17 protein-coding genes are annotated in these 22283 nt (G+C 71.1%); 7 read left to right on the top strand and 10 right to left on the bottom strand.

What is annotated here, in order from left to right; all coding sequences use genetic code 11:
• Nucleotides 1–104: 104 nt before the first annotated feature.
• Both WG923_RS03095 and WG923_RS03090 read right to left on the bottom strand, forming a co-directional pair.
• Nucleotides 105–2840: a response regulator gene (locus WG923_RS03095; protein WP_340349464.1), complete on the bottom strand. Its 2736-nt coding sequence runs from the start codon at nt 2838–2840 to the stop codon at nt 105–107.
• Between the two features lie 33 nt (nt 2841–2873).
• Nucleotides 2874–3533 carry a response regulator transcription factor gene (locus tag WG923_RS03090; RefSeq protein WP_340349463.1) on the bottom strand — a complete coding sequence of 220 codons (660 nt, stop codon included), beginning with the start codon at nt 3531–3533 and terminating at the stop codon, nt 2874–2876.
• A gap of 36 nt (nt 3534–3569) precedes the next feature.
• Between WG923_RS03090 and WG923_RS03085 the strand changes: the two genes are divergently transcribed.
• On the top strand, nt 3570–4064 hold the full coding sequence (locus tag WG923_RS03085; RefSeq protein WP_340349462.1) for a hypothetical protein: 495 nt from the start codon (nt 3570–3572) through the stop codon (nt 4062–4064).
• Here the strand turns inward: WG923_RS03085 and WG923_RS03080 are convergent.
• Nucleotides 4061–4537 carry a thioredoxin family protein gene (locus tag WG923_RS03080; protein WP_340349461.1) on the bottom strand — a complete coding sequence of 159 codons (477 nt, stop codon included), beginning with the start codon at nt 4535–4537 and terminating at the stop codon, nt 4061–4063. The genes WG923_RS03085 and WG923_RS03080 overlap by 4 nt on opposite strands.
• 46 nt (nt 4538–4583) lie before the next feature.
• Between WG923_RS03080 and WG923_RS03075 the strand changes: the two genes are divergently transcribed.
• Nucleotides 4584–4955 carry a hypothetical protein gene (locus tag WG923_RS03075; protein WP_340349460.1) on the top strand — a complete coding sequence of 124 codons (372 nt, stop codon included), beginning with the start codon at nt 4584–4586 and terminating at the stop codon, nt 4953–4955.
• Nucleotides 4956–5025: 70 nt separating this feature from the next.
• Nucleotides 5026–5988 (top strand): transporter, encoded by a 963-nt coding sequence (locus WG923_RS03070; RefSeq protein ID WP_340349459.1) that lies wholly within the window; start codon nt 5026–5028, stop codon nt 5986–5988.
• 39 nt (nt 5989–6027) lie between these two features.
• Here WG923_RS03070 and WG923_RS03065 read toward each other — a convergent pair whose 3' ends face one another.
• The gene (locus WG923_RS03065) at nt 6028–7011 is read right to left on the bottom strand and encodes a hypothetical protein (RefSeq protein ID WP_340349458.1); all 984 of its coding nucleotides are present in this window, start codon (nt 7009–7011) and stop codon (nt 6028–6030) included.
• A gap of 533 nt (nt 7012–7544) precedes the next feature.
• Between WG923_RS03065 and WG923_RS03060 the strand changes: the two genes are divergently transcribed.
• The gene (locus WG923_RS03060) at nt 7545–10178 is read left to right on the top strand and encodes an Ig-like domain-containing protein (protein WP_340349457.1); all 2634 of its coding nucleotides are present in this window, start codon (nt 7545–7547) and stop codon (nt 10176–10178) included.
• A 79-nt stretch (nt 10179–10257) separates the two neighbouring features.
• On the top strand, nt 10258–11667 hold the full coding sequence (gndA, locus tag WG923_RS03055) for an NADP-dependent phosphogluconate dehydrogenase (RefSeq protein ID WP_340349456.1): 1410 nt from the start codon (nt 10258–10260) through the stop codon (nt 11665–11667).
• 48 nt (nt 11668–11715) lie between these two features.
• Here the strand turns inward: gndA and WG923_RS03050 are convergent, their stop codons facing one another.
• The gene (locus tag WG923_RS03050) at nt 11716–14511 is read right to left on the bottom strand and encodes a multicopper oxidase domain-containing protein (RefSeq protein ID WP_340349455.1); all 2796 of its coding nucleotides are present in this window, start codon (nt 14509–14511) and stop codon (nt 11716–11718) included.
• 347 nt (nt 14512–14858) lie between these two features.
• Here WG923_RS03050 and WG923_RS03045 point away from each other — a divergent pair, with 347 nt between their 5' ends.
• Both WG923_RS03045 and WG923_RS03040 read left to right on the top strand, forming a co-directional pair.
• Entirely contained in the window at nt 14859–16133 is a 1275-nt protein-coding gene (locus tag WG923_RS03045) for a putative DNA modification/repair radical SAM protein (protein WP_340349454.1), read from the top strand.
• A complete protein-coding gene (locus tag WG923_RS03040) occupies nt 16133–17701 on the top strand; it encodes a UdgX family uracil-DNA binding protein (protein ID WP_340349453.1) in 1569 nt (522 codons plus the stop codon). Before WG923_RS03045 ends, WG923_RS03040 begins: the two co-directional genes overlap by 1 nt.
• Here WG923_RS03040 and feoB read toward each other — a convergent pair.
• The 5 genes from feoB to WG923_RS03015 form a co-directional block, all read right to left on the bottom strand.
• On the bottom strand, nt 17664–19556 hold the full coding sequence (feoB, locus tag WG923_RS03035; RefSeq protein WP_340349452.1) for a ferrous iron transporter B: 1893 nt from the start codon (nt 19554–19556) through the stop codon (nt 17664–17666). The two genes, WG923_RS03040 and feoB, sit on opposite strands and share 38 nt — an antisense overlap.
• Entirely contained in the window at nt 19553–19873 is a 321-nt protein-coding gene (locus WG923_RS03030) for a FeoA family protein (RefSeq protein ID WP_340349451.1), read from the bottom strand. The genes feoB and WG923_RS03030 overlap by 4 nt, the downstream gene beginning before the upstream one ends.
• A 508-nt stretch (nt 19874–20381) precedes the next feature.
• Nucleotides 20382–20696, bottom strand: a complete 315-nt coding sequence (locus tag WG923_RS03025; protein ID WP_340349450.1) for a hypothetical protein — start codon at nt 20694–20696, stop codon at nt 20382–20384.
• A gap of 139 nt (nt 20697–20835) precedes the next feature.
• Nucleotides 20836–21654 (bottom strand): hypothetical protein, encoded by an 819-nt coding sequence (locus tag WG923_RS03020; RefSeq protein ID WP_340349449.1) that lies wholly within the window; start codon nt 21652–21654, stop codon nt 20836–20838.
• A 151-nt stretch (nt 21655–21805) separates the two neighbouring features.
• Nucleotides 21806–21991 carry a hypothetical protein gene (locus tag WG923_RS03015; RefSeq protein ID WP_340349448.1) on the bottom strand — a complete coding sequence of 62 codons (186 nt, stop codon included), beginning with the start codon at nt 21989–21991 and terminating at the stop codon, nt 21806–21808.
• Between the last annotated feature and the right edge of the window lie 292 nt (nt 21992–22283).

The following is a 22283-nucleotide window of genomic DNA, read 5'->3' as shown; positions in this document are numbered from 1 at the left end:
GCCCCGCAGGGCGCGGACAAAGCGCGATTCTTGCGCAGGTCGGAAAGCCGTGCCGGCGCGGGCCTGTTGGGCCCCTGCGCGCCAGGCGCCGCGCCACCGGAGCGCTAGGACGTGCTGTCCGCCGGCCGGTATTCCACCTGCAGCCGGTCCAGGTGCGCCCGCAGGGCGCGCACCCGCTGCTCCAGTTCCTGCAGGGCCGCGTCGCCGGCGCCGTGTTCCAGCACGCGGCTCTGGCGCGCCGCCCAGTTCAGGCCCATCGCCCCGAGCGCGCCGTAGGCGCGGTGCGCCAGGAAGCGCAGCTCGTCGCGCCGGCCCGCCGCGAGCGCTCCGGCCATCGCGTCGACCGTCTCGCGCTGCAACTGCAGGAAGTTGGGGAACACCTCGGCCCACTCGGCATCGATCACCACCTGTTCGTCCTGCGCGCTCGGCACGTCACCGGGGGCGGAGGCCGGGTGCGGCTGGAACAGGTCGGGCTGCAGGGCGGCCGCCGGCGGCACGGGCTGCGTGCTCTCCAGCTCGCGCAGTGCGGCGAGCAGGCGTTCGCGGCTCACCGGCTTGACCAGGAAACGGTCGGCGCCCGATTGCATCGCGCGGGCGGCGGAGGCCTCGTCGTCGTTGCCGGACATCATGATGACGCGGCAGCGCGGACGCTTCTCCGCGGCCTCCCGCTCGCGCGCCCAGCGCACGGTGTCGACGCCGCCGCGCAGGGGCATCTCCATGTCCAGCAGCAGGTAGTGCGGCCAGCGTCGCAGCATCGCCTCGGCCGCGGCCTCGCCGTTGCTCGCGGTCTCGACGTGGAAGGGCGGGTTGGGCAGCATGCGGCCGGTGACGAGGCGCGTGAATTCGTCGTCGTCCACCAGCAGCACCTCGCGCGCGGGCAGCGCGCGCAGCCAGTCGTCCTTCGGGGCCTCGGCGGTGCTGGCCGGCGCGGGCAGCGGCAGCGCGCCCTTGAGCGCGGGCAGGGTCAGCGTGAGCGTGGTGCCTGCCGCGCCCGTCTGCATGCGCAGCTCGCCGTGCTGGGCACGCGCCATCAGCCGCGCGGAATAGGTGCCCAGGCCGGTGCCGCCGGTCTTGCGCCCCGTCACGTACTTGTCGAAGAAGCGGCGCGCGATCTCGGGCGGCACCTCGCCCGGGTTGTGCACCGCCAGCGTGACCGGATCGCCGGCGGTGACCGTGATCGCCACGCCCGCGCCGGGGCCGGCCGCCTCCACCGCGTTCTTCACCAGGTTGGCGATGATCGAGTAGCACAGGAGCTCCTCGCCGCGCACGTGCAGCGGCGCCGTATGCGAGGCGCCCCACTGCAATGCCACGCGGTGCGCCTCGGCGTACGGATGCAGGTCCACCAGCACCCGCGAGACGACTTCGCGCAGGTTCACGGCCTGCGGCCGCAGCGCGTAGGTGCCCGTCTCCATGCGGAACAGGCCCAGCGACAGGTTCACCATCTCCAGCATGCGCAGGCCGGCGCGCTGCAGCACGCCCACCAGTTCCTGCTGGTCGGGCGCCAGGCGCGCGTCGTCGCGCAGCAGCCGCGCCGCGCCGAGGATGCTGTTCAGGGGCGTCTTCAGGTCGTGGCGCGAGATGCGCTCCACGTCCTCGCGCAGGCGCGCGTTCTCCTCCAGCGTGCGGCTGCGTTCCTCCGCGTTGAGCGCCGCGCTCATGCGCCGGGCGATCACCACGGCGGGCGAGAGCAGGAACGCGGCGAAACCCAGCGTGGCGAACTTGCGGTCGGGCCCGGGCGTGTCGATCAGCAGCAGGTCCAGGGCCAGCGACGCGAGCACGGCCAGCATGCCCGCCAGCAGCACGCGCGCGTCGGTATTGCCCCGCCGCGCCGAGCGCACCATGGCCGCCGCGACCAGCACGCAGACCCCGACCGCGATCGCCTGCCCCGGCACGACGAGGTAGGAGTAGATGGCCGGCGGCAGCGCCAGCACCGCGACGCCGGCGAGCCCCAGCATCGCCAGCACGACGCGCACCGCCAGCCGCGGAATCTCCACCGGGAACAGGCCGCGCAGCGTCAGCAGGAACAAGGCCATGGCCGCCAGCCACGACAGGTATTCGACGCGCATGTACCCGAACCAGGAAACCTGCGCCGGCAGCGGCCGCAGGAACAATCGCTCGCCGATCATGTCGGTGTAGACCGCGATGGCGATGCAGAACAGGCCGAACACGAGCGGGATGCGCTCGCGCCGGCGCACCGCGAAGAAGATCAGCGCCACCGCGCCGGTCACGAGGTAGACGGTGAGCAGCGCCGCATGTTCGATCAGGCGGGCCTCGCGCGCGCGGGCCAGCACCTCGCGCGGCGCGACCCAGATGGGGCGCACGAAGCCGCCGGCGCGGTGGTCGAAGTTGGACACGTGCAGCGTGATGCGCAGCGGGCAGGCGAACTCGCGCGTCATCGGCACCCGGTTGTGGACGGCCGCCCAGCTCTCCTGCGGGGAGGGCCCCGGGCGGCCGTGCGCCGCGACCTCGGTGCCGTTGACGAACAGGCGCGAGGCGGTGCGCTGGCCCACGGCCTCGACCGACAGCGAGCGGCCCGGCGGGCAGTCGACCCGCAGCACGTAGCTGCCCCAGCCGTTCTCGCCGGGGGGCTTGCCCTCGATGGCGTTCCAGCTCGCAGGCACCGGGGCGAAGGCCTGGGTGGGGAGCTGGTCCCAGTTCGGATCGACGAACCGTTGCCAGGCGAAGCCCCACTGGCCCTCCAGGGGCAGCGGCCGCTGGAGGGTCTCAGGGGCGGCCAGCACCCCCTGCACGGCCTGCGGGGTCCGCGCGGCGGCGACGCCCGCCAGCACGAGCAGCAGCATTCCGAGCAGGAAGCCAGCGAGTCCCCAGGTGCGGCGCATGCAGGCAGTGTAGAACCCCCGGCGTGCCGCGCATCAGGCCTTGATCAATCCTTTGCGCACCGCATAGCGCGTGAGGCTCGCCACGTCGCGCAGGTCCAGGCGTTCCATGATGCGCCCGCGGTGCACGTCCACCGTCTTGGAGCTCAGCCCCAGCTCGTACGCGATCTCCTTGGACGACAGGCCGCTGGCCAGCCGCACCAGGATCTCGGTCTGGCGTTCCGTGAGGCCGTCGTCGTCGGGCGGCGGCGGCGGCTGCAGCAGCACCCGCGCGATGGTGGCATTGAAGTAGCTGCCGGTCGTCGCCATGGCGCGCACCGCCTGTTCCAGCTCCTGCGGCGCCGAGTCCTTCATCAGGTAGCCGCTGGCGCCGCCGGAGAGGGCGCGCCGCACGAAATCGACGCTGTCGTACATCGACAGGACCAGCACGCGCAGGCCGGGGTGGCGCGCATGGATCCGGGCGATCGCCGCGAGCCCGTCGCCGCCGGGCATGGCCAGGTCGGTGATCACCAGGTCCGGCGTGACTTCCTCCAGCAGGGCGAGCAGGTCCTCGCCGTTGCGCGCCTCGCCGGTCACCTCCACCTCGGGCATCAGTTCCAGCAAGGCCTTGATGCCGCCGCGCACGAGGTCGTGGTCGTCGGCCAGCACCACGCGGATGCGCGGGGCCGTCGGGGCGTTCTCGGAGGGCGTGGCCATGGCGATGCGGGCATCGTACGCCGCGCAAGGGCTGCCGTGGCCGCCACCCTGGTCGAGCTGCGCGTGCTTGGCAGGCGCGAAGAAATACCGGGCCGGCGCATACTTCCCGCCATGGACGAGCAGCAGGCGAACAGCCGGTGGTGGATCCGCGCCGTGCTGGCGTGGCTGGCCATCCTCGTGCTGGCGATCGCGAACGGCGCCCTGCGCGAAGCGTACCTGCTGCCCGCCTGGGGCCGTCCCGCCGGGCTGCTGGCGAGCGGCCTGCTGCTCTCGCTCGCGATCCTGGCCGTGGCGTTCGCGGCGCTGCCCTGGCTGGCGGCGTCTTCCACGGCGCGCGCCTGGCGCATCGGCGTCGCCTGGCTGCTGATGACGCTCGCCTTCGAATTCGGCTTCGGCGCGCTGGTGCAGCACCGGACGCTGGACGAGATGCTGGCCGCCTACACCTTCCGCGACGGCAACCTCTGGCCGCTGGTGCTGCTGGTCACCCTGCTGTCGCCGGTGCTCGCGCTGCGCGCGCGGCGTTCGCGTTAGCTGCGGTTCGCGCGGGATGGCGCATGCCGGCGCAGGAAGGCCAGCATCTTGCGTTCGTCGTAGTCGCGGCCGGCCTCGAGCTCGCCGGTGGCCTGCGACACGAGCAGCCGGCCCTCGCCATCGAGCACGTAGAAATGCGGATAGCCGCCCGGCGGCGGCCAGCGCGAGAGCAGCTTCTCGTTGCGGTTCTGCGGTGACCAGTTCACCTTCACCACGATGTAATGGTCCTGGAGCGTGCGCTGCACCTCGGGCCGCGACTCGATGAAGCGGTCGAGGATGTGGCACCAGGCGCACCACTCGCCGCCCACGTCGACCAGCACCGACTTGCCTTCCGCCCGGGCGCGGGCCACCGCCGCCTCCACGTCGGCGACCGCGTCGCGTTCGGGATCGAAGCGGCCGGCCTGCAGCGGCGCGGCCACCGCCTGCGCGATCGGCAAGGCAGCCAGCAGTCCGAGCAGTCGGCGTCTGTCCATCAGGGCATTGTAGGGAGGCGGGGACGATCGAGTGACAATCGGCGCCATGCCCGCCCTGGCCCGATCCCGCCGGCTCGCCCGCCTCGCCGCGGCGTGGGTCCTGCTGTGGTTCGCGGCGCTGCAGGCCACGGCCTTGCTGCAGTTGCCGGTGGTGGCCACGGCCGCCGGCCACCACCAGCACTCGCAGCAGGACTGCGACGAGGAGCATCCTGGCCACGGGCAGGGCGGACACACCGCTGCCCACCACCTTGCCCAGTGCCCGGCCTGCCTGTTCTCGGCGGCGCCGCCGCCGCGGGACTTCGCGCTGCCGGGGCACGGCGTCACCCCACCCGCGCCCCCCGTGCCGCCGCGCGCCGCCGCCCCGCGCGGCCAGGCGCTGGCGCAGCCGCCCGCCCGCGGGCCGCCCCGCTTCTCCTGATCCGCCTGGTTCCCGATCCCGTCCGCCGCCGAGCGCGGCGGACCTGCCCTGCCTTTCAGGAGACATCACCTTGCACCAGACCCCTGGCGCAGCGGCCCGCGCGTCGACGCTGGCCGCCGCCCTCCTTCTTGCCGCCGGCGCGGCGCACGCGAGCTGCGGCTCGGCCTTCTGTTCCGTCAATAGCGACTGGGCCTCCGATGCCCTCGGCCTGGCCGAAGGCGCCGTGCTGGACCTGCGCTACGAGTCCATCCACCAGGACCAGCCCCGCACCGGCTCGCGCCGCATCGGCGTGGGCGAGATTCCGCGTCACCACGACGAAGTCAGCACCGCCAACCGCAACCTGCTGGCGAACTACAGCCGCAGTTTCGCCTCCGGCTGGGGCTATTCGGTGGGCCTGCCCATCGTGGACCGCAAGCACTTCCACATCCACAACCACCAGGGTGGTCAGGTGGAGGAACGCTGGGATTTCCGGGAGATCGGCGACCTGCGCCTGACCGGCCGCTACCAGCAGCCGCTCGGAAGCGGCACCAGCACCGCCGGCGTGATCTTCGGCGTGAAGCTGCCGACCGGCCGCACCGGCGTGGCCAACGACGACGGCGACGTGGCCGAGCGCAGCCTGCAGCCGGGCACCGGCACCACCGACGTGATCCTGGGCGCCTTCTTCCACCACCAGCTGTCCGCCACGGGCTCCTGGTTCGCACAGGCGCAACTGCAGCATCCGCTGAACCGGCATGACGAATTCGCGCCCGGCGCGCAGCTCACGCTGGACCTGGGCTACGCGCGCCGCTTCGGCGAGAAGTTCGCGGGCCTGCTGCAGCTCAATGCGGTGGTCAAGCGGCGCGACCGGGGGGCGCAGGCCGAGCCCGAGGACAGCGGCAGCCGCTCGCTGTTCCTCAGCCCGGGCGTGAGCTACGAGCTGAACGAGCGGATGCGCGTCTATGCCTTCTACCAGCACCCGCTGCACCAGAGCGTCAATGGCGTGCAGCTGACGGCGCGGCGCGCCGTCGCGGTCGGACTGGCGACGCGCTTCTGAGGCCGGGAGGCCAGGCCCGCTGCGCCGCCGCGCAGACTCCTAGGGGCGCCACTCCAGCGGCGCCGGCATGGTCGCATCGGGCACGCCCGAGGCCGGGCCGATCGGCGGGAACATCGAGTTGCGCAGCTCGCTGGCCGTCACCGTGTCGCGGTTGGCGACCCCGCCGCGGCGTGCGGCCCGCTCCGGGTTGCAGGTGATGCTGCCGGAGAAATAGAGGACTGTCAGGGCGGCATTCAGGTCGCGCTCCGGCAGTCCGATGGACTCCTGCAATTCGCCGAAGGTGCGCGGCGCCATCGCCAGTTCGGACAGCACGGCGTAGTGCAGGTTCTGCATCAGCTTCTGCGGCACCCGCGGCACGCAGCGGAAGTACAGCGGCGCGGTGCGGTAGCGCGGCGGCAGCAGGGCCGTTTCCACGCGGCTCGCGTACAGCCACAGGCACTCGGCGAAGCTGGTGGGCAGGAACCACTTCGGGATGTCGTTGGCGAAGGCGGGCCGCGCGACCCAGCGCGCCTCGGCCAGGTCCCCGGGCTCGATGCCCAGTTCGATGCCGATGCGGCCGGGCACGCTCACCACGGCCACCAGCTTCTCGTTCAGCGTCACGTGGTAGGTGTGGGCGGTGAGCGTCAGCAGGCGATGCGCGATCTGCTCGGCCATGGCGAGCTGCAGCAGCACCGCCCGCAGCGCCTGCTCGGTGCGGCGCATCGCGTGTTCGACGTTGGCGGGATTGTGCAGGTCCACCCGGGCCACGTCGTGCAGCCTCGCATCGGCCAGGGGCAGCGTGAAAGCGAGTGGACGCTCCAGGGTGTTCAGGTGCAGCACCACGGCCGGCTTGCCCTCGCCGTTCCAAACCCGCACCAGGCTGTCCGCCTCCATGTGGGCGGAGCCGCCGGACACCCACAGCGCATCGGCGTCGTCCAGCGACGCCGTCTCCCAGGCCGGGTGGCTGCGGGCGCGCAGCAGCGACTCGGGGAGGGCCGCGTCGGGAAAGCCGACCAGGGCCATGCGCAGGCGGGGGAGATGCATACGCCAATTGTGAGCAATTGTGTCGGGCGAAACAAGGCAAGGCCTTGCTGCCCGACAGGCCATGACCGCAAGACTGTCGCGGGTCAAGAAAGCGTGGAATTTCCCCGTGCGCGGGGGAAATTGCCCGGCACCAAAACAGAACCAAAGTGCCCGCTTCTGCAGGGCCCGGACAAGGAGTGACGCGACTTTATTCCGGGGCTGCCCGTACGGGCAGACCCGGATGCGGCCCTCCGGCACTTTCGTTCCCCGCCCTCCCGACTTGCTCAGCTTCCAGTCAGCTGGCGGGTTGGTCCGCGCCTTGCCAATACCAAAGTACACGCATTCAGGCGGACGGGACGGCTCGGTGAGGCTGGCCTGCCGCGCGGACCGGTCCTGTCCAGGCTGCCCCTGGCGCGGGACATCCCCCGGTTGCTCTCGCGGAGCCGGGGGGGGAAGGGCCATACCGCGAGAACCCCCGAACAAGCGGGCAGCGTCACCCCCGCCAAAGCCCGCCGAGCAAGCACCCACCCCTTCACCCTGGATTCCGCAAAATCATGAAGACCAAGCGCAGTGTGATCGCAACGGCGGCGGCCCTGGCCCTCCTCGCCGCCGCCCCGGCCCAGGCCGTCCTGACCCGCATGGGCCCGATCGACAAATCCCCCACCGTGGGCGGCTATCCCGCCTGGTTCCAGGACGCCACCGGCATCACCATGGAGTTCTGCGACCTGAAGTCGCAGGCCGAACTCGATGGCGGCTGGTGCGTCCTGATCCCGCCCGGGCCCGTCTTCCCGGAAGCGTTCCCCGGCAACTACTTCGACGAGCACTTCTACTACATCGCCGACAACGGGCTGCTGGACACGGCCACCGGCTTCCGCGCCCGGCTGGTGATTGCGCTGGAAGCGGCGTTCGCCAACGGCGACGTGATCGACGGCGACCAGATGACCTTCGGCCGTGTGCGCGTGTTCATCCCGAACCTGCCCATCGCCGGCGACTACCGCGTCATCACCCCCTATTCGGACACCAGCTACTACAACCAGGTCGCCGGTGACCGCATCTTCGAGACGACCGACGTCGGCGTCGCCTGCATCAACACCTTCGAATGCACGCTCGGCACCGTGATCGGCCCCTTCCTGCTGCCCTCCGTCGCCGCGGGCGGCGCCGAAGTGCCGCCCATGCCCGACCTGGCTGCCCGCCCGGCGGGCACCGATCCCTGGTTCGACGCCATGGTCGCCGCCGGCGCCGGCCCGACCGCCAACCCGGGCACCGGCAAGAAGTACCTGGCCGACCCGGCCCGCGTGGGCACGGTCACCGGCAGCCCGCTGCCGCCCTTCACCGCATTCAACACCGACGGCACCTCCACGCTGCGTGACCACAACACCTTCCGCATCGAGGTCCGCCATCCGCAGCCCGACCACCTCGGCACGGTGCTCTACACCGTCGACGGCGAGAGCAACTTCGTGGTCTCCGGCCGCCTCATGACCGGCACCATCCCCGGCGAGATCGTGGGCGCGCGCGGCACGTACCACGCCAACGCGCTGGGCCAGGTGACGGACCTCGACGCCTTCGCCACCGCGCTGCCCACCGCCGATGCACGCCTGCCCGCGTCGCCCCCGCTCGCGCCCGTCACGCCGATCCTGCAGTTCTACGACGTGCCCTGCGGCGGCGCGATCTCGGTCAGCCCGGTCACCGGCCTGCCGGTGGTCAACCCCGGCCCGTACACGGCGCCCGCCGGTGCCCTGGCGCACCCGATGGCCAGCAGCGCCACCGACTACTGGGGCCAGAGCCAGCCCGGCGGCCTGCCGCCCAGCCACCTGTGCATCGTCGACACCACGGCCCGCAACACCGCCGGCCAGGTCGTGCTCGCCTACTTCCTGCAGAAGGTGACGGACGACGTGCAGATCTCGCTGTCGCAGTACAACGGCCCGAACAACGGCACGCTGACGGTCAACGCCGCCTCCACCGACCCGACCGCCGTCCTGACGCTGACCGGCTACGGCCCCGCGCCGCTGGCCACGCCCGGCACCTCCGTGGGTCGCGGTGCCGGCACCGGCCTGCAGCTGGTGGCCGGCGCGGCCAGCGTCTCCGCGCTGGTCGCCCCGCCCTCCAGGGTGCAGGTGGTGTCCAACAAGGGTGGCGCGGACGTGCGCAACACGGATGCCGCCCTCGGCACCGCCGTGCTGGTGGGCGTGCCGGTCGCCAACAACGACACCGTCACGATCAACGAGGACTGCTCCGCCACCGCGGCGACGTCCTGCGCCACGCCGGTGAGCATCGACCTGCTCGCCAACGACACGGTGCAGCTCAATGGCGTGACCAGCAACCTGCGCACGCTGGTGACCAGCGGCCAGGCGACCGTGGCCGTGACCGTGACGCAGGCCACCCGCCTGGGCACGGCGACCGTCTCCAACGGCTTCGTGACCTACCGGCCCAACGCCAACGCCAACGGCCAGGACAACCTGCTGTACACGGTGACGGTGAACGGCCGGGTGTCCAACCAGGGCCAGCTCGCCATCAACATCACGCCGGTCAACGACCTGCCGGTGGCCGGCAACACGACGATCGGCGCCGTGGTCGGCAAGGCCAACGTGCTGAACCTGCTGCAGGCCTCCAGCGACCCGGACGGCGCCGCCGACCTGGCCAATGCGCAGATCACGACGTGGCCCGCGCAGCTCGGTGCGCAGCCGGTCCCGGTCAACGGCGTGATCACGTACACGCCGACGTCCACCGGCAACTTCGCGATCAACTTCCGGGCGGTCGACAAGGCCGGTGCGCTCTCGGCCAACACCGCGACGGCGACGTCCACGGTGATCGGCTCCGAGACCATCACCTACACGCGGCAGGACTTCAAGGGCGCCGGCAACGTGGGCGGCAACGCCAGCACCCGCTGGACGGTGATCGGCACGGACACGGTGCGCGAGTTCCAGACCGTGACCATCGCCTACGCCAACGGCACGATCCGCGCGACCGGGCAGGTCTGCAACGGCACGGCGACGATCCTGGCCTGCGTGGTGGGCACCGCGGTGGTGGACGCCACCGGCACCTGGACCTACGACGTGGTCGGCGTGCCGGGCGGCGCCAAGGACCCGACCGACACGGCCTTCTGGTCGGCCACGCCGACCAGCATCCGCACCTTCTCCAGCAGCCCGGTGCTGGGTGGTGCGCAGACGATCAGCATCGTGTTCCGCTGAAGCCTCCGTCAAGGGGCGCAAGGGGCGGCGCGCCAGCGTCGCCCCTTTTTTCATTGGGCGCTGGGGGACAATCCGGGGCATGAATTCCCCGCAGTCATTCGACGTCGCCCTCGTCGGGCTTGGCGTCATGGGCGAGAACCTCGCCCTGAACCTCCACGGCCACGGCTTCGCGGTCACCGGCTTCGACCTGGAGGAACACAAGCGCAAGAGCTTCGCCGAGCGCACCGGGGCCGCCGCGCCGCGGTCGATGCAGGAACTCGTGTCGTCGCTGCGCACGCCCCGCGTGCTGCTGCTGATGGTGCCCGCCGGCGCCCCGGTCGATGCGGTGCTGCGCGACCTGCGGCCGCTGCTCTATCCGGGCGACGTCGTCATCGATGGCGGCAACACGCGCTTCACGGACACCCAGCGCCGCATCGGCGAACTCACGGGCTCGGGCATCCTCTACGTGGGCGCCGGCGTCAGCGGCGGCGAGGAGGGCGCGCTGCGCGGGCCCTCGATCATGCCGGGCGGCGACGCCCAGGCCTGGCCCGTGGTGCAGCGGCTGCTGCAGGCGATCGCGGCGCGCGCCGAGGACGGCACGCCCTGCTGCGAGTGGATCGGGCCCGGCGCTTCGGGCCACTTCGTCAAGATGGTCCACAACGGGATCGAGTACGCCGACATGCAGACCATCTGCGAGGCCTACTTCCTGATGCAGCAGCTCCTGGGCCTGCAGCCGCGCGAGATGAGCGCCGTGTTCGCCGAGTGGAACCGCGGCGAGCTCTCCAGCTATCTCGTGGGCATCACCGCGGACATCCTTTCGCGCACCGATCCCGACAGCGGCGGTGCACTGGTGGACGTGATCGTCGACACGGCGGAACAGAAGGGCACCGGCAAGTGGGCGAGCCAGGCCGCGCTGGACCTGGGCGTCACCGCGCCGACCATCGCCGACGCGGTGTTCGCGCGCACCGTCAGCGCCGTGCGGGCGGAACGGGTTGCCGCCGCCGGCCTGCTGGCCGGGCCGAAGCTGCCGTTCACCGGCGAGCGCGCGGCCTTCACCGAGAAGATCCGCCGCGCCCTGCTGGCCGCCAAGATCTGCGCCTATGCGCAGGGCTTCGCGCTGCTGGGGGCGGCCGACCGCGAGTACAGCTGGGACCTTTCGTTCGGCACGATCGCGGGCCTGTGGCGCGCGGGGTGCATCATCCGCGCGCGCCTGCTGGAGGACATCCGCCGCGCCTATGCGCGCGACGCGAAGCTGGCCAACCTGCTGGTCGACCCGCACTTCGCGGGCGTGATGGAGGGCTGCCAGCAGGCGCTGCGCGAAGTGGTCGCGGCGGCGGCGCTGCACGGCGTGCCGGCACCGGCCTTCATGAGCGCGCTGGCCTACTACGACAGCTACCGCGCCCCGCGCCTGCCGGCCAACCTGCTGCAGGCGCAGCGGGACTACTTCGGCGCCCACAAGTACGAGCGGCTGGACCGCGCCGGCAAGTTCCACACGCACTGGGTGGAATAGAAAAGAAGGACGGCGCCTTGCGGCGCCGTCCTTCAGGCTGGGGTCCGATCAGCGGGTGGAGCTGAACGTGCCGTCACCGGTGCGGAAGGTCGGGACACCCACCGACGGGGCGTACTCGACACCGTCCCACGTCGGCAGCGGGGTCGGCATCACCTGGAACTGGCCAGGGTGCTCGATGTCCCACCGCACGAGCATCGCGTTGTCTTCGTGCTGCGTGTTGTGGCAGTGCTCGACGTACGTGCCGTGGAACTCGCGGAAGTGCAGGGCGACTTCCAGCGTGCCGCTCGTGTCCGGGCCGCCACCGATGCGGTACACGTCCTTGCGGGTCCACTTCTCCCATTCCGGCGGCGCCTTGCCGTCGCGGGACAGGATGACGCCTTCCTCGAAGTGGATGTGCACCGGGTGGTTCCAGCCGCCGCCCGAGGAGATCTTCCAGACCTCCAGCGTGCCGTCGCCGGAGAAGCCGGCATCACCCGACTCCGCGGCCAGTTGCGGCGCGGCGCTGATGCGGCGCGGATCCGCGGCGTAGGCCACGCCGCCATCCGCCTTCACCGTCCACGGGTTCAGGTCCGTGCCGCTCGCCCGGCCGAAGTCGAAGGAGCGATGGCGGGCGTTGGCCAGGGCCGCGATGTCGGCCGGGTTGTCGCGATGCAGCCAGAGCGGAATCATGGTCTTGCCCTCGGGCTTGCCGGCATGGGCAGGCTCGTACTCGCCCGGATTCATGCTCAGGTCGGTGCCGGTGTACTTCTGCACCGTCAGCTGCAGGGCCTTGCCCACCGTCGGGTCACCGTTGATCCAGCTCGTGCCCTTCGAATCCAGCACGGCCTTGTACTTCTCGGACAGGATGTCCGCCAGCGGGATCTTCACCTTGCCGAGCAGGCCGGTGTCGTGGTGCATCGTGTTGACGAAGTACAGCTTCGTGCCCGGCGCGAACTTGGAGAAGTCCACGATGATGTCGAAGCGTTCCGCGATGCCCTGCGCCGGCAGCCAGCCCTTGTGCTCGTCGGCGTTGCCGTTGCCGTCGAGGTCCATGGTGCCGTCGAACGGAACGGCGTGCTCCATGATGTTGCCGTCGTTGGCGATCAGGTGGAAGGGCACGCGGTCGTAGGACACGCCGGAGCCTTGCGGACCCCTGAACTCACCCGTGTTGCCCTGGCGCTCGGCGACCATCGCCAGCGACAGGTAGCGGGACACCGAGCCGTTCAGGATGCGGAAGCGGTACTTGCGGGCCCGCACGTCGAGCGTCGGCTTGTACAGCCAGTTCACCAGCAGCTGGTCGCCGATGAAGCCGTCGGTGTTGAAGGGGTTGAACCACAGCTGGCCGGTCTGGTCCCAGGCCTTGTCGCCGATCACCAGGTTCACGTCGTAGTCGCGGTTGCCCCAGGCCATGTTCTGGCCGGAGGGGAAGCGCAGGTTGACGCCGTCGTTGATCGCCTCGTTGCCGCGGTCCAGGCCCGAGTAGTAGTTCATCATGACCGCGTTGCCCTTGTACACGTTCTGCGCCGTGAAATCGAGCATGTGGTCGTGGAACCAGTGCGTGGACATCGTCTCGCGCCAGTCGCCGCGGATGTTGATCTTGCCGTTCTGGCAGGTCTTCAGGCCGGGGTTGGCGTCGTTGACGAACAGCGTCTCGCCGGGCGCGCAGGGGAAGGACGCACGCGGATCCGACGCCGTCGTGTTGATGGAGTCGTAGCCGGCGAGCTGCAGGGGCCAGCGGTAGTCGTAGAACTGGCCGGGGAAGAAGAAGGCGTTGGCGAAGCCGTCGCTTTCCGCGGGCGAGTGGCCGTTGTGCTCGTGGGTCGTGATCGTGTGCAGGCCCATGCCGCCGTTGGCCTGCGGGTCGATCGGCAGCGCGTTGTAGTGGCGCATGAGGGTCGGCTGGCCGTAGCGCGCCATCAGCAGCTTCGGGGGCAGCGTGCCGTCGAAGGTCCACAGGTGCTTGTGGTCCTGGATCGGCATGTTCGGGTGGATCTTGATGGGGATCCCCCGGGTCGTGCCGTTGAACGCCGGGTTGTTCTTGTCCACGGTGTTGTAGTACAGGCCGCCGGGCCCGAACTCGCCGACCTGGTACTTGTGCCGCTGGTGCGAGTCACGGATGCCGCCGTTGATGCGCGAGCCGGCCTGCACGGTCTTGAAGAAGGCCTGCGGGTAGAACTCGTTCCAGCGCTGGTGGGCCCAGCCTTCTCCCGGCGGACGGCCCTCGGCGGGCGGGTTCGTCAGGAAGCGGCCGAGGAACTGCTCGACGTCCGGCTGCCAGGGGTTGGTGAGCGAGGTGTTGGACTCGCGTTGCGGGAAGGGGTTGATGCCGGCCTGGGCCAGGAACGCGTCCATCTCGGTCGTGTCCGGGGCGCTTTGCGCGACGCCGGCGGACTGCATGGGCTCCGGGCCGGCCTTCGGACGCGGGAAGGGCAGGGTGCCGGCGGGCGTGTTGGGGTCCAGCGGCTCGGGACCGAACTCCTCGAACATCAGCATCTGCTGCGTGAACGGCTTGGCGCCGAACAGGGGGCTGGGCAGGCCGTTGGTGGGGTAGTTGGTCGACATCAGCGTGTCGCGCTGGAACACGTTGTTGATGTCCACCGCGCGCTTGTCCGCCACGAAGCCGCCGGGGATCTCGAACGAGCCCTCGTTGGCCTCGGGCGCGGTCAGCAGGTCCTGCAGGGCCTGGGTGGGATCCGCGGGCTGGTCGGTGAAGTGCGACACGTCCGTCGCGGGCGGCTCGGCGATCACGTCGAGCGCGGCATTCGCGTTCAGGCTGACCGACGTGATGGCGGCCATGCAGACCGCTGTCAGAAGGAAACTGGCGGGACGGGGAACCGCACCGCGCCGGCTGTTGTATGGCTTCATGAAAGGACTCTCCTCGTGGGTACGAAACGCGTTGCGGTGGGCAACGCCTCCTGGTCTCCTGCGTCAGCCATATCGCAGCAAGCGTGCCAATATGAAACCTTTCGTGTTGTGGATTACCGCGTTTGTATTCAGTAGTAAATCGACGCCAGTAGGGGCTTTGCTTGACTTTCTGGCGTGGGTCTGACTACCCAAGCTCGGGGAAAAACACCACCAGTGGGGAGGATTCCACACCTGCGGCACGAAGGTGCCGGGGAATTCGGCACCAGGGTGCCGAAGTGGGAGGAGCCAACGAGGCGCGGACGACGGCGCCGACGGCTCGACCGCGTGAACCACTGTACGATTATCCAGTGGACCTGAACGCCAAGCTCGCCCTCCTGGCCGACGCCGCCAAGTACGACGCCTCCTGCGCGTCCAGCGGCGGCGTGCGGCGCGATTCGGCGCGGTCCGGCGGCCTCGGCTCCAACGAAGGCATGGGGATCTGCCACAGCTTCGCGCCGGACGGCCGCTGCATCTCGCTGCTGAAGATCCTGCTGACCAATCACTGCCGCTACGACTGCCTGTATTGCGTCAACCGCGCCAGCAGCAACGTGCCGCGCGCCCGCTTCACCATCGACGAAGTGGTGCGGCTCACGCTGGACTTCTATCGCCGCAACTGCATCGAGGGCCTGTTCCTCTCCAGCGGCATCATCCGCAGCCCCGACTACACGATGGAGCAGCTGGTGGAAGTGGCGCGCCGGCTGCGCGAGGAGCACGCGTTCCGCGGCTACATCCACCTGAAGACCATCCCCGACGCCGCGCCGGAACTGCTGCAGCGCGCCGGCCGCCACGCCGACCGGCTCTCGATCAACATCGAGCTGCCCACGGAACGCGGCCTGGCCGCGCTGGCGCCGGAGAAGGACTCCGGCGCGATCCGCCGCTCGATGGCGCGCCTGCGCGTGCACATCGACGATGCCCGCTCGCAGGCGCAGGAGGGGCAGCGGCAGCCGGTGCGTTCGCTGCCGCAGGCCAGGCCGGCTCGCGCGCTGGCCCCGGCGTTCGCCGCCGCGGGGCAGAGCACGCAGATGATCATCGGCGCCGATGCGGCCGACGACGCGACCATCCTGGCCACCAGCGCGCAGCTCTATGGCGCCTACCGCCTCAGGCGCGTCTACTACTCCGCGTTCAGTCCCATCCCCGATGCCTCCGCCGCGCTGCCGCTGAAGGCGCCGCCGCTGGTGCGCGAACATCGCCTGTACCAGGCCGACTGGCTGATGCGCTTCTACGGCTTCGCGGCCGACGAGATCGCGTCGCCGCGCACCGGCGGCATGCTGCGGCTGGAAGTGGATCCCAAGCTCGCGTGGGCGCTGGCCCACCCGGAGCGTTTCCCCGTGGACCTCGAGCGCGCGCCGCGCGAACTGCTGCTGCGCGTGCCGGGCCTGGGCGTGAAGGCCGTCGAACGGCTGCTGCTGGCGCGCCGGGCGCGGCGCCTGCGCTGCGACGACCTGCAGCGGCTGCACGTGCCGGTGCGCAAGGTGCTGCCCTTCGTCGTGCTGGCCGACCATCGGCCGTCCCGTGCGCCCGATGCGCAGCGGCTGCTGGCGCGGCCGCGCCCCACCGCGCCGCAGCAGGCCGCGCTGTTCTGATGCTGGTGCGGCTGGAGCACGAGACGGACCTGGCAGGCTTTCGCGCCCAGGCGCGCCGGCTGCTCGCGCAGGGCGTGGCGCCGGACGCGGTCGCGTGGTCGGTGGGGCCTGGTCGCGACGACGACCTGTTCTGCGCTGCCGGCGCCGACGACGCCACCGCAATGCCCTCCGTCGCCGTCGCCAACGCAGTGCCCTCCGTCGCCAGCGCCACCGCAACGCCCTCCGTCCCCGTCGCCACCGCAACGCCCTCCGTCCCCGTCGCCACCGCAACGCCCTCCGCCGGCGACGCCGGTGCCAGCGTGCCCGCCGCCTTCGTCGCCCTGTGCGCATCGGTGGTCCTGCACCGCGAGCCGCAACGCTTCGCGCTGCTGTATCGCCTGCTCTGGCGGCTGGTGCACGAGCCCGGGCTGCGCCACGACCCGCTCGATGCGGACGTGCTGCAGGCGCGCGCGATGGAGCGTTCCGTGCAACACGACCTCCACAAGATGCGCGCCTTCGTGCGCTTTCGCCCGGTGCGCGATGGCGACGCGGCGCGCGGCCCGCTGCACGTGGCGTGGTTCGAGCCCGCGCACCGCATCGTGGAGGCCAACGCGCCCTGGTTCGCGCGCCGCTTCGCCAACATGCGCTGGGCGCTCCTCACGCCCGAGCGCTGCGCCGAGTGGGACGGCCAGCGCCTGCACCTGCGCGCCGGCGCGCGCCGCGACGAAGCGCCGCCACCCGACGCCGGGGAGGCGCTGTGGCTCACGTACTACCGCAGCACCTTCAATCCGGCGCGCCTGAACCTGCCCCTGCTGCGCAAGGAAATGCCGCGCCGCTACTGGCACAACCTGCCGGAAGCGCAGCTGATCGCGCCGCTGGCCGCCGCGGCGCAGGAGCGCAGCCGGCAGATGATCGCGCAGGCACCCACCGTGCCGCTGCGGCGGCTGCCGCGCGCGGTGGCGCCGCCCGCCGGCGAGGCGGGCCCGGATGCGCTGGCGCAGCTGCACGCGCGCATGCAGCAATGCCGCGCCTGCCCGCTCGGCGCGCTGGCCACGCAGGCCGTGCCCGGCGAGGGCCCGCCGCGGCCGGCGCTCATGTTCGTGGGCGAGCAGCCGGGCGAGCAGGAAGACCTGCGCGGCCGCCCCTTCGTGGGCCCGGCCGGCCAGCTGCTCGACCGCGCGCTGCTGGCGGTACGCATCGCGCGCGAGACGGTCTACGTCACCAACGCCGTGCGCCATTTCAAGCACGAACTGCGCGGGCAGCGCCGCATCCACAAGACGCCCACCCAGCAGGAGGCACTGGCCTGCGGCCAGTGGCTGGAGGAGGAGATCGCGCTGGTGCGCCCGCACGCGTTGGTGGCCCTCGGGGCCACCGCCGCCCGTGCGCTGCTGGGGCGGCCCGTGTCCGTGGTCACCGAACGCGGCCGGTGGTTCGCGCGCCCCGACGGCCTGCGCGTGCTGGTCACGCTGCACCCTTCGGCGCTGCTGCGGATGCCGGCGCCGGACCAGCCGCGCGCGTTCGATGATTTCGTGCGGGACCTGCGCGCCGCGCTCAGCCCCATCCCAGGGCAAGTGCCACGCGGTACGTGACGAAGGACGCGGCGTAAGCGAGCAGGAAGAGGTAGCCTGCCATCACCAGCGCCCACTTCCAGCCGCCGGTCTCGCGCCTGACGGTGGCGAGCGTCGCCATGCACTGCGGCGCGAACACGAACCACGCCATCAGCGACAGGCCGGTGGCGAGGCTCCAGTCGTGCGCGATGATGGGCGCCAGGGCCTGCGCCGCATCCGCCTTGCCCGTCGCCGCCGACAGGGCGTAGACGGTCCCGAGGGCGCTCACGGTCACCTCGCGCGCCGCCAGCCCCGGCACCAGCGCGATGCTGATCTGCCAGTTGAAGCCGATCGGCCCCAGCAGCACCGCGAGGCCGTGCCCCAGCATGCCGGCCAGGCTGTATTCGATCGCCGGCCGCGTCGCGCCCAGCGGTGGCGCCGGGAAGCTGGCGAGCAGCCACAGCACGATCGTCAACACCAGGATGATGGTGCCCACGCGGCGCAGGAAGATCACCATGCGCTGCCACAGGCCCAGCGCCACGTTGCGCACGTGGGGCCGGTGGTAGGTGGGCAGCTCCATCATGAGGGCGCGCACCTGGCCGTGCGCCGTGGTGCGCTTGAGCGCCCAGGCCACGGCCAGCGAACCGAGGATGCCGGCGATGTACAGGCCGAACAGCACCAGGCCCTGCAGCTCCAGCCCCGGGCCGACGCTGCGCTGCGGAATGAAGGCGCCGATCAGCAGCGCATACACCGGCAGCCGCGCCGAGCACGTCATGAGCGGGGCGATCATGATCGTGACCAGCCGGTCGCGCGGATTGGCGATGGTGCGCGTGGCCATGATGCCGGGGATGGCGCAGGCGAAGCTGGAGAGCAGCGGGATGAAGGAGCGCCCCGACAGCCCCACGCCGCCCATGAGGCGATCGAGCAGGAAGGCCGCTCGCGGCAGGTAGCCCGATTCCTCCAGCACCAGGATGAAGAAGAACAGGATCAGGATCTGCGGCAGGAACACCACCACGCCGCCCACGCCCGCGATCAGGCCGTCGGCCACGAAGCTGCGCAGCAGGCCTGCCGGCAACAGGCTGCCGGCCTGCTGGCCCGCCCACTGCGTCGCCGCTTCGATCAGCGCCTTCGGGATCTCGGCCCAGGCGAACACCGCCTGGAACATCAGGAACAGGAGCAGCGCGAGCAGCAGCGGCCCGACGAAGGGATGCAGCACCACGCGGTCGATGCGATCGCTCAGGAGGTGCGGCATCGCGTCGTCCAGGCCGAGCCGCTCGAGGATCGCGCGCACCGCCTGGTGGTCCGGGAGTTCCTCGCGCACCGCGGGCTGCTCCGGCGCTCCGGCCGGCAGCGTCTTCCAGATCCCGGGGCGCTCCAGCAGCTCGCGCAGCGGCGCATCGCCGTCGCTGCGCACGGCCACGGTGCTCACCACCGGCACGCCGAGCTCGCGCGCGAGCGCCTCGGCGTCCACCTGCATGCCGCGGCTGGCCGCGAGGTCCGCCATGTTGAGGGCGACGACGCAGGGCAGTCCCATGCGCTGCACGCCCAGCACGAGCCGCAGCCCGCGCCGCAGGTTGGTCGCGTCGACCACGCAGACCACCAGGTCCGGCCGCTTCTCGCCGGCGGCATTGCCCTGCAACACCTGGCAGGTGATGCGCTCGTCGGGCGAGCGGGGATTCAGGCTGTAGGTGCCGGGCAGGTCCAGCACGCGCACCGTCTTGCCGGACGACAGGGTGAGCCGCCCTTCCTTGCGCTCGATGGTCACGCCCGCGTAGTTCGCCACCTTCTGGCGGCTGCCGGTGAGGCGGTTGAACAGCGCCGTCTTGCCGGCGTTCGGGTTGCCGACCAGCGCCGCGAGGCGCCCCGGCGGATGCAGGTGGATGACGGCTTCGTTCATGCGCCGGCGCTGCCGCCCGCCTCGATGTGCACGCAGGCGGCCTCGGCGCCGCGCAAGGCGAAGGTGGACTGGCCCACGCGCACCACCAGCGGATCGCCGCCGGGGAAGCCGCGCGTCATCACCATCACCTGCTCGCCGGGCAGGAAGCCGATCTCCTCCAGCTGGCGCGCGCGCTCGGGCACCTGCGGGTCGGGGGAGACCTGGCGCACCGTGTAGCTGCGGCCCTGTTCGGCCTGGTCGAGCCGCTGCGCCTCTCGCGGGCCGGCCGCGGGGATGGCGGCACGAAGGGCCGGATGGGTCACGCTCTGGACGCTCATGGAAGTGATGATTTGTTTCATTCTAGGCGGCGATGCGAGCGGTTCGCATTCCGCGGCTTGACCCAGCTCAATCAGCCGGGGCAATTCGCAGCCATTGCGTGTTTTCTGCCCCGGTGTTCGAGCGTGGCCGCGGCGGGCGCCGGATGGGGCAAGCGGGGGCTCTGACCCACATGCGTTTCCCCGTTTCCCCACTCCGCGAGCCAAAGTTAGGACGAAGCTTTTAAGAACGGGCCTCGGCACGCAGGCGCGCGTCTTGCAGTCCCCCAGGGAGAGCAAATCGCCGGCATGGGGCTGGCGACCCACAAGTGCGCCGAGCACGTCCATCCACGAAAGGTACCTTCATGAAGATCAGATCCAATCTCCGCGCCGGCAAGGGCGGCAGCAAGAGCATCAACAACACCGTGTCCTCGTACGTCAAGCCCGTCAACCGCTGCGCGGGCATCTGAGCCCGTCGAGGCTGGCCAGCGGGGGCGGATGTCTTGCCGGCATCCGCCCCCGCGCCCTTTCGTCAGTGGACGATCGCGCGGTACAGGTCCGTGTCCGTTTCGCCGACGCGGTAGCGGCCCGCCTGCATGTGGCGCGCCACGCGTTCCATGTCGAGATAGGCGGACGCCATGTCCACCACCAGGTCGTTGAGCAGCCGCTCTTCCAGCAGCAGCAGGAAGCAGCGGTCGTCGTTGCGCCCGGCCAGGCGCCGGGCCTGCGTCTTGATCTGCTCGATCCGGTGCAGCACCGGCAGGCCATGGCGGCCCACGGCCTGCAGTTCCCAGGGTTCGACTTCCACCCGGTTGTTCTTCACGTGTGCGGACAGCATCTTTGCCACGTCGTTCTCCTTCTGTATGGAAGGCAGACTACGGGCGGGTGGCCGCAACGGATTGAGGAATGTCAATCGACCGACACGATGGTCGGTCGGCGTGCGATGGCGAGGGGTGCGGCGGCCCTTCGGCGCGCCGGATTCCGGGTCAGCCCTGCGCCGCCGGCTTCGCGGCGGCCGGCGGGCGCGCCGCGGCGACCTGGGCCGGATCTGTCACGTCGTAGGCGCCGAACACCTGCTGCACCGTCCTGACTTCGGGCAGCACGTAGATGATCGCCCCGTACTTCGTCACCGCCGGCCTGGCGACGTCCTCGTAGAAGCTCACCGGCAGGTTGATGCAGCCGAAGGAGATGCGGTTGTCGTCGGTGGTGAGGCTCGCGAGGCGCTCCAGCCGGCGCTCCGCCGCAACCCACGGCCGCACGCGGTGCATCGAGATCGCGTCCTTGTAGTCGACCCAGATCACGTCCTCGTTGTCCGCGTTCGTCCCGGGCTCGGCGACGAAGCGGCCGGCGGGCGTCGTCTTCTCCTCGGGCCTGATGGCGGCGAGCGGCTTGTCGCCCACGCCGGGCAGCACGTCGTCGCCGTGGGCTTCGCCGAGCAGCACCGGGCTGCTGTCCGCCAGCTGGCCCGCCGGCGTGAACACGTACACGCGCGCATCCTTCTTGTCCACGAGGATGAAGGCGCGCTTGTGGTTGTTGCGGGTGCCCACGATCCAGTTGGCCATCAGGCGCGCCTGCGGCGACGCTTCCTCGCCGCGGAAATCCGCGAGCTGCAGCGGCGACTGCTGCGGCGCCGCGCCCATCTGCCGGGTGGCCGAGGGAGCCTGCGCCGCGGGCGGGTGATGGCGCTTCCACGCGGCGGTCAGCATCGGCACCGCGATGATCACGGCCATCCCCAGCGCGACGCCATTCCTGGCCCACCTCACGAATTCGGAGCGTTGCGGCTCCGGACGATCCTGCTTGTCCATGTCGGCCCTCCTGCGACGGGTCCCAGCTTAGGCAGGCACCGGCGGCCGGGCCGTGCGCGGGAGGTAGGACCCGGCGTAGGAGCAGGGCACGGCGAACTGTGCGGCAGCCGCCGGTGGCGAGGCCGGAAAGCTGTCGCCTTCCCCCGGAAGCCTACAAGCCGCCCCAGGTGCTTTGCGCCGCGGGCCGCAGGCCGCCCATCCGCGACGTGGTCGCGGGGAGCTTCTGCGGCTGGGGCAACGTGGGCGGCTCGGCGAGCCACCGCACCAGCGAGACGAACAGGGAACTCAGATACGTCCAGCGCGCCTGCGCTGCATCCGACTTGAAGTGCCTGACCATTGCTGCTCCTGTGACAGAATGTATCGACAGGTAAGTATCTTGTTGCAGGTCGCGCAGGGGAATGCCGTCCGGGGGCCCGGCGGTGCCGTTCGGCTGGTGCGATCCGGGCGCCCCCAAAAGAGATTGGCGCCGCCCCGCGTGAGCGGGAGCAGCGCCTTCGCGCCTTTCGCCAGGCGCTACAGGTGCGCTCGGGGGCGCACCGTGAACTTCCGGCAGCGCCTCGGGGTGTTCCCCTCTTCGCTGCCTCGAATGAAGTATGCGTCGCGCGCGGCCAGGTTCAAGCGCTGGCGGC

It is taken from the genome of Ramlibacter sp. AN1133 (assembly GCF_037890035.1).
Lineage (GTDB): Bacteria > Pseudomonadota > Gammaproteobacteria > Burkholderiales > Burkholderiaceae_C > Ramlibacter.
Note: the sequence above shows the minus strand (reverse complement) of the source record. Positions and strands in the feature narration are given on the sequence as shown.

Excerpts from the sequence above, each read along its gene's own strand:
- WG923_RS03095 (WP_340349464.1), bottom strand. The coding sequence starts at position 2,840 with ATGCGCCGCACCTGGGGACTCGCTGGCTTCCTGCTCGGAATGCTGCTG.
- WG923_RS03090 (WP_340349463.1), bottom strand. The coding sequence starts at position 3,533 with ATGGCCACGCCCTCCGAGAACGCCCCGACGGCCCCGCGCATCCGCGTG.
- WG923_RS03080 (WP_340349461.1), bottom strand. The coding sequence starts at position 4,537 with ATGGACAGACGCCGACTGCTCGGACTGCTGGCTGCCTTGCCGATCGCG.
- WG923_RS03075 (WP_340349460.1), top strand. The coding sequence starts at position 4,584 with ATGCCCGCCCTGGCCCGATCCCGCCGGCTCGCCCGCCTCGCCGCGGCG.
- WG923_RS03065 (WP_340349458.1), bottom strand. The coding sequence starts at position 7,011 with ATGCATCTCCCCCGCCTGCGCATGGCCCTGGTCGGCTTTCCCGACGCG.
- WG923_RS03060 (WP_340349457.1), top strand. The coding sequence starts at position 7,545 with ATGAAGACCAAGCGCAGTGTGATCGCAACGGCGGCGGCCCTGGCCCTC.
- gndA (WP_340349456.1), top strand. The coding sequence starts at position 10,258 with ATGAATTCCCCGCAGTCATTCGACGTCGCCCTCGTCGGGCTTGGCGTC.
- WG923_RS03050 (WP_340349455.1), bottom strand. The coding sequence starts at position 14,511 with ATGAAGCCATACAACAGCCGGCGCGGTGCGGTTCCCCGTCCCGCCAGT.
- WG923_RS03040 (WP_340349453.1), top strand. The coding sequence starts at position 16,133 with ATGCTGGTGCGGCTGGAGCACGAGACGGACCTGGCAGGCTTTCGCGCC.
- feoB (WP_340349452.1), bottom strand. The coding sequence starts at position 19,556 with ATGAACGAAGCCGTCATCCACCTGCATCCGCCGGGGCGCCTCGCGGCG.
- WG923_RS03030 (WP_340349451.1), bottom strand. The coding sequence starts at position 19,873 with ATGAGCGTCCAGAGCGTGACCCATCCGGCCCTTCGTGCCGCCATCCCC.
- WG923_RS03020 (WP_340349449.1), bottom strand. The coding sequence starts at position 21,654 with ATGGACAAGCAGGATCGTCCGGAGCCGCAACGCTCCGAATTCGTGAGG.
- WG923_RS03015 (WP_340349448.1), bottom strand. The coding sequence starts at position 21,991 with ATGGTCAGGCACTTCAAGTCGGATGCAGCGCAGGCGCGCTGGACGTAT.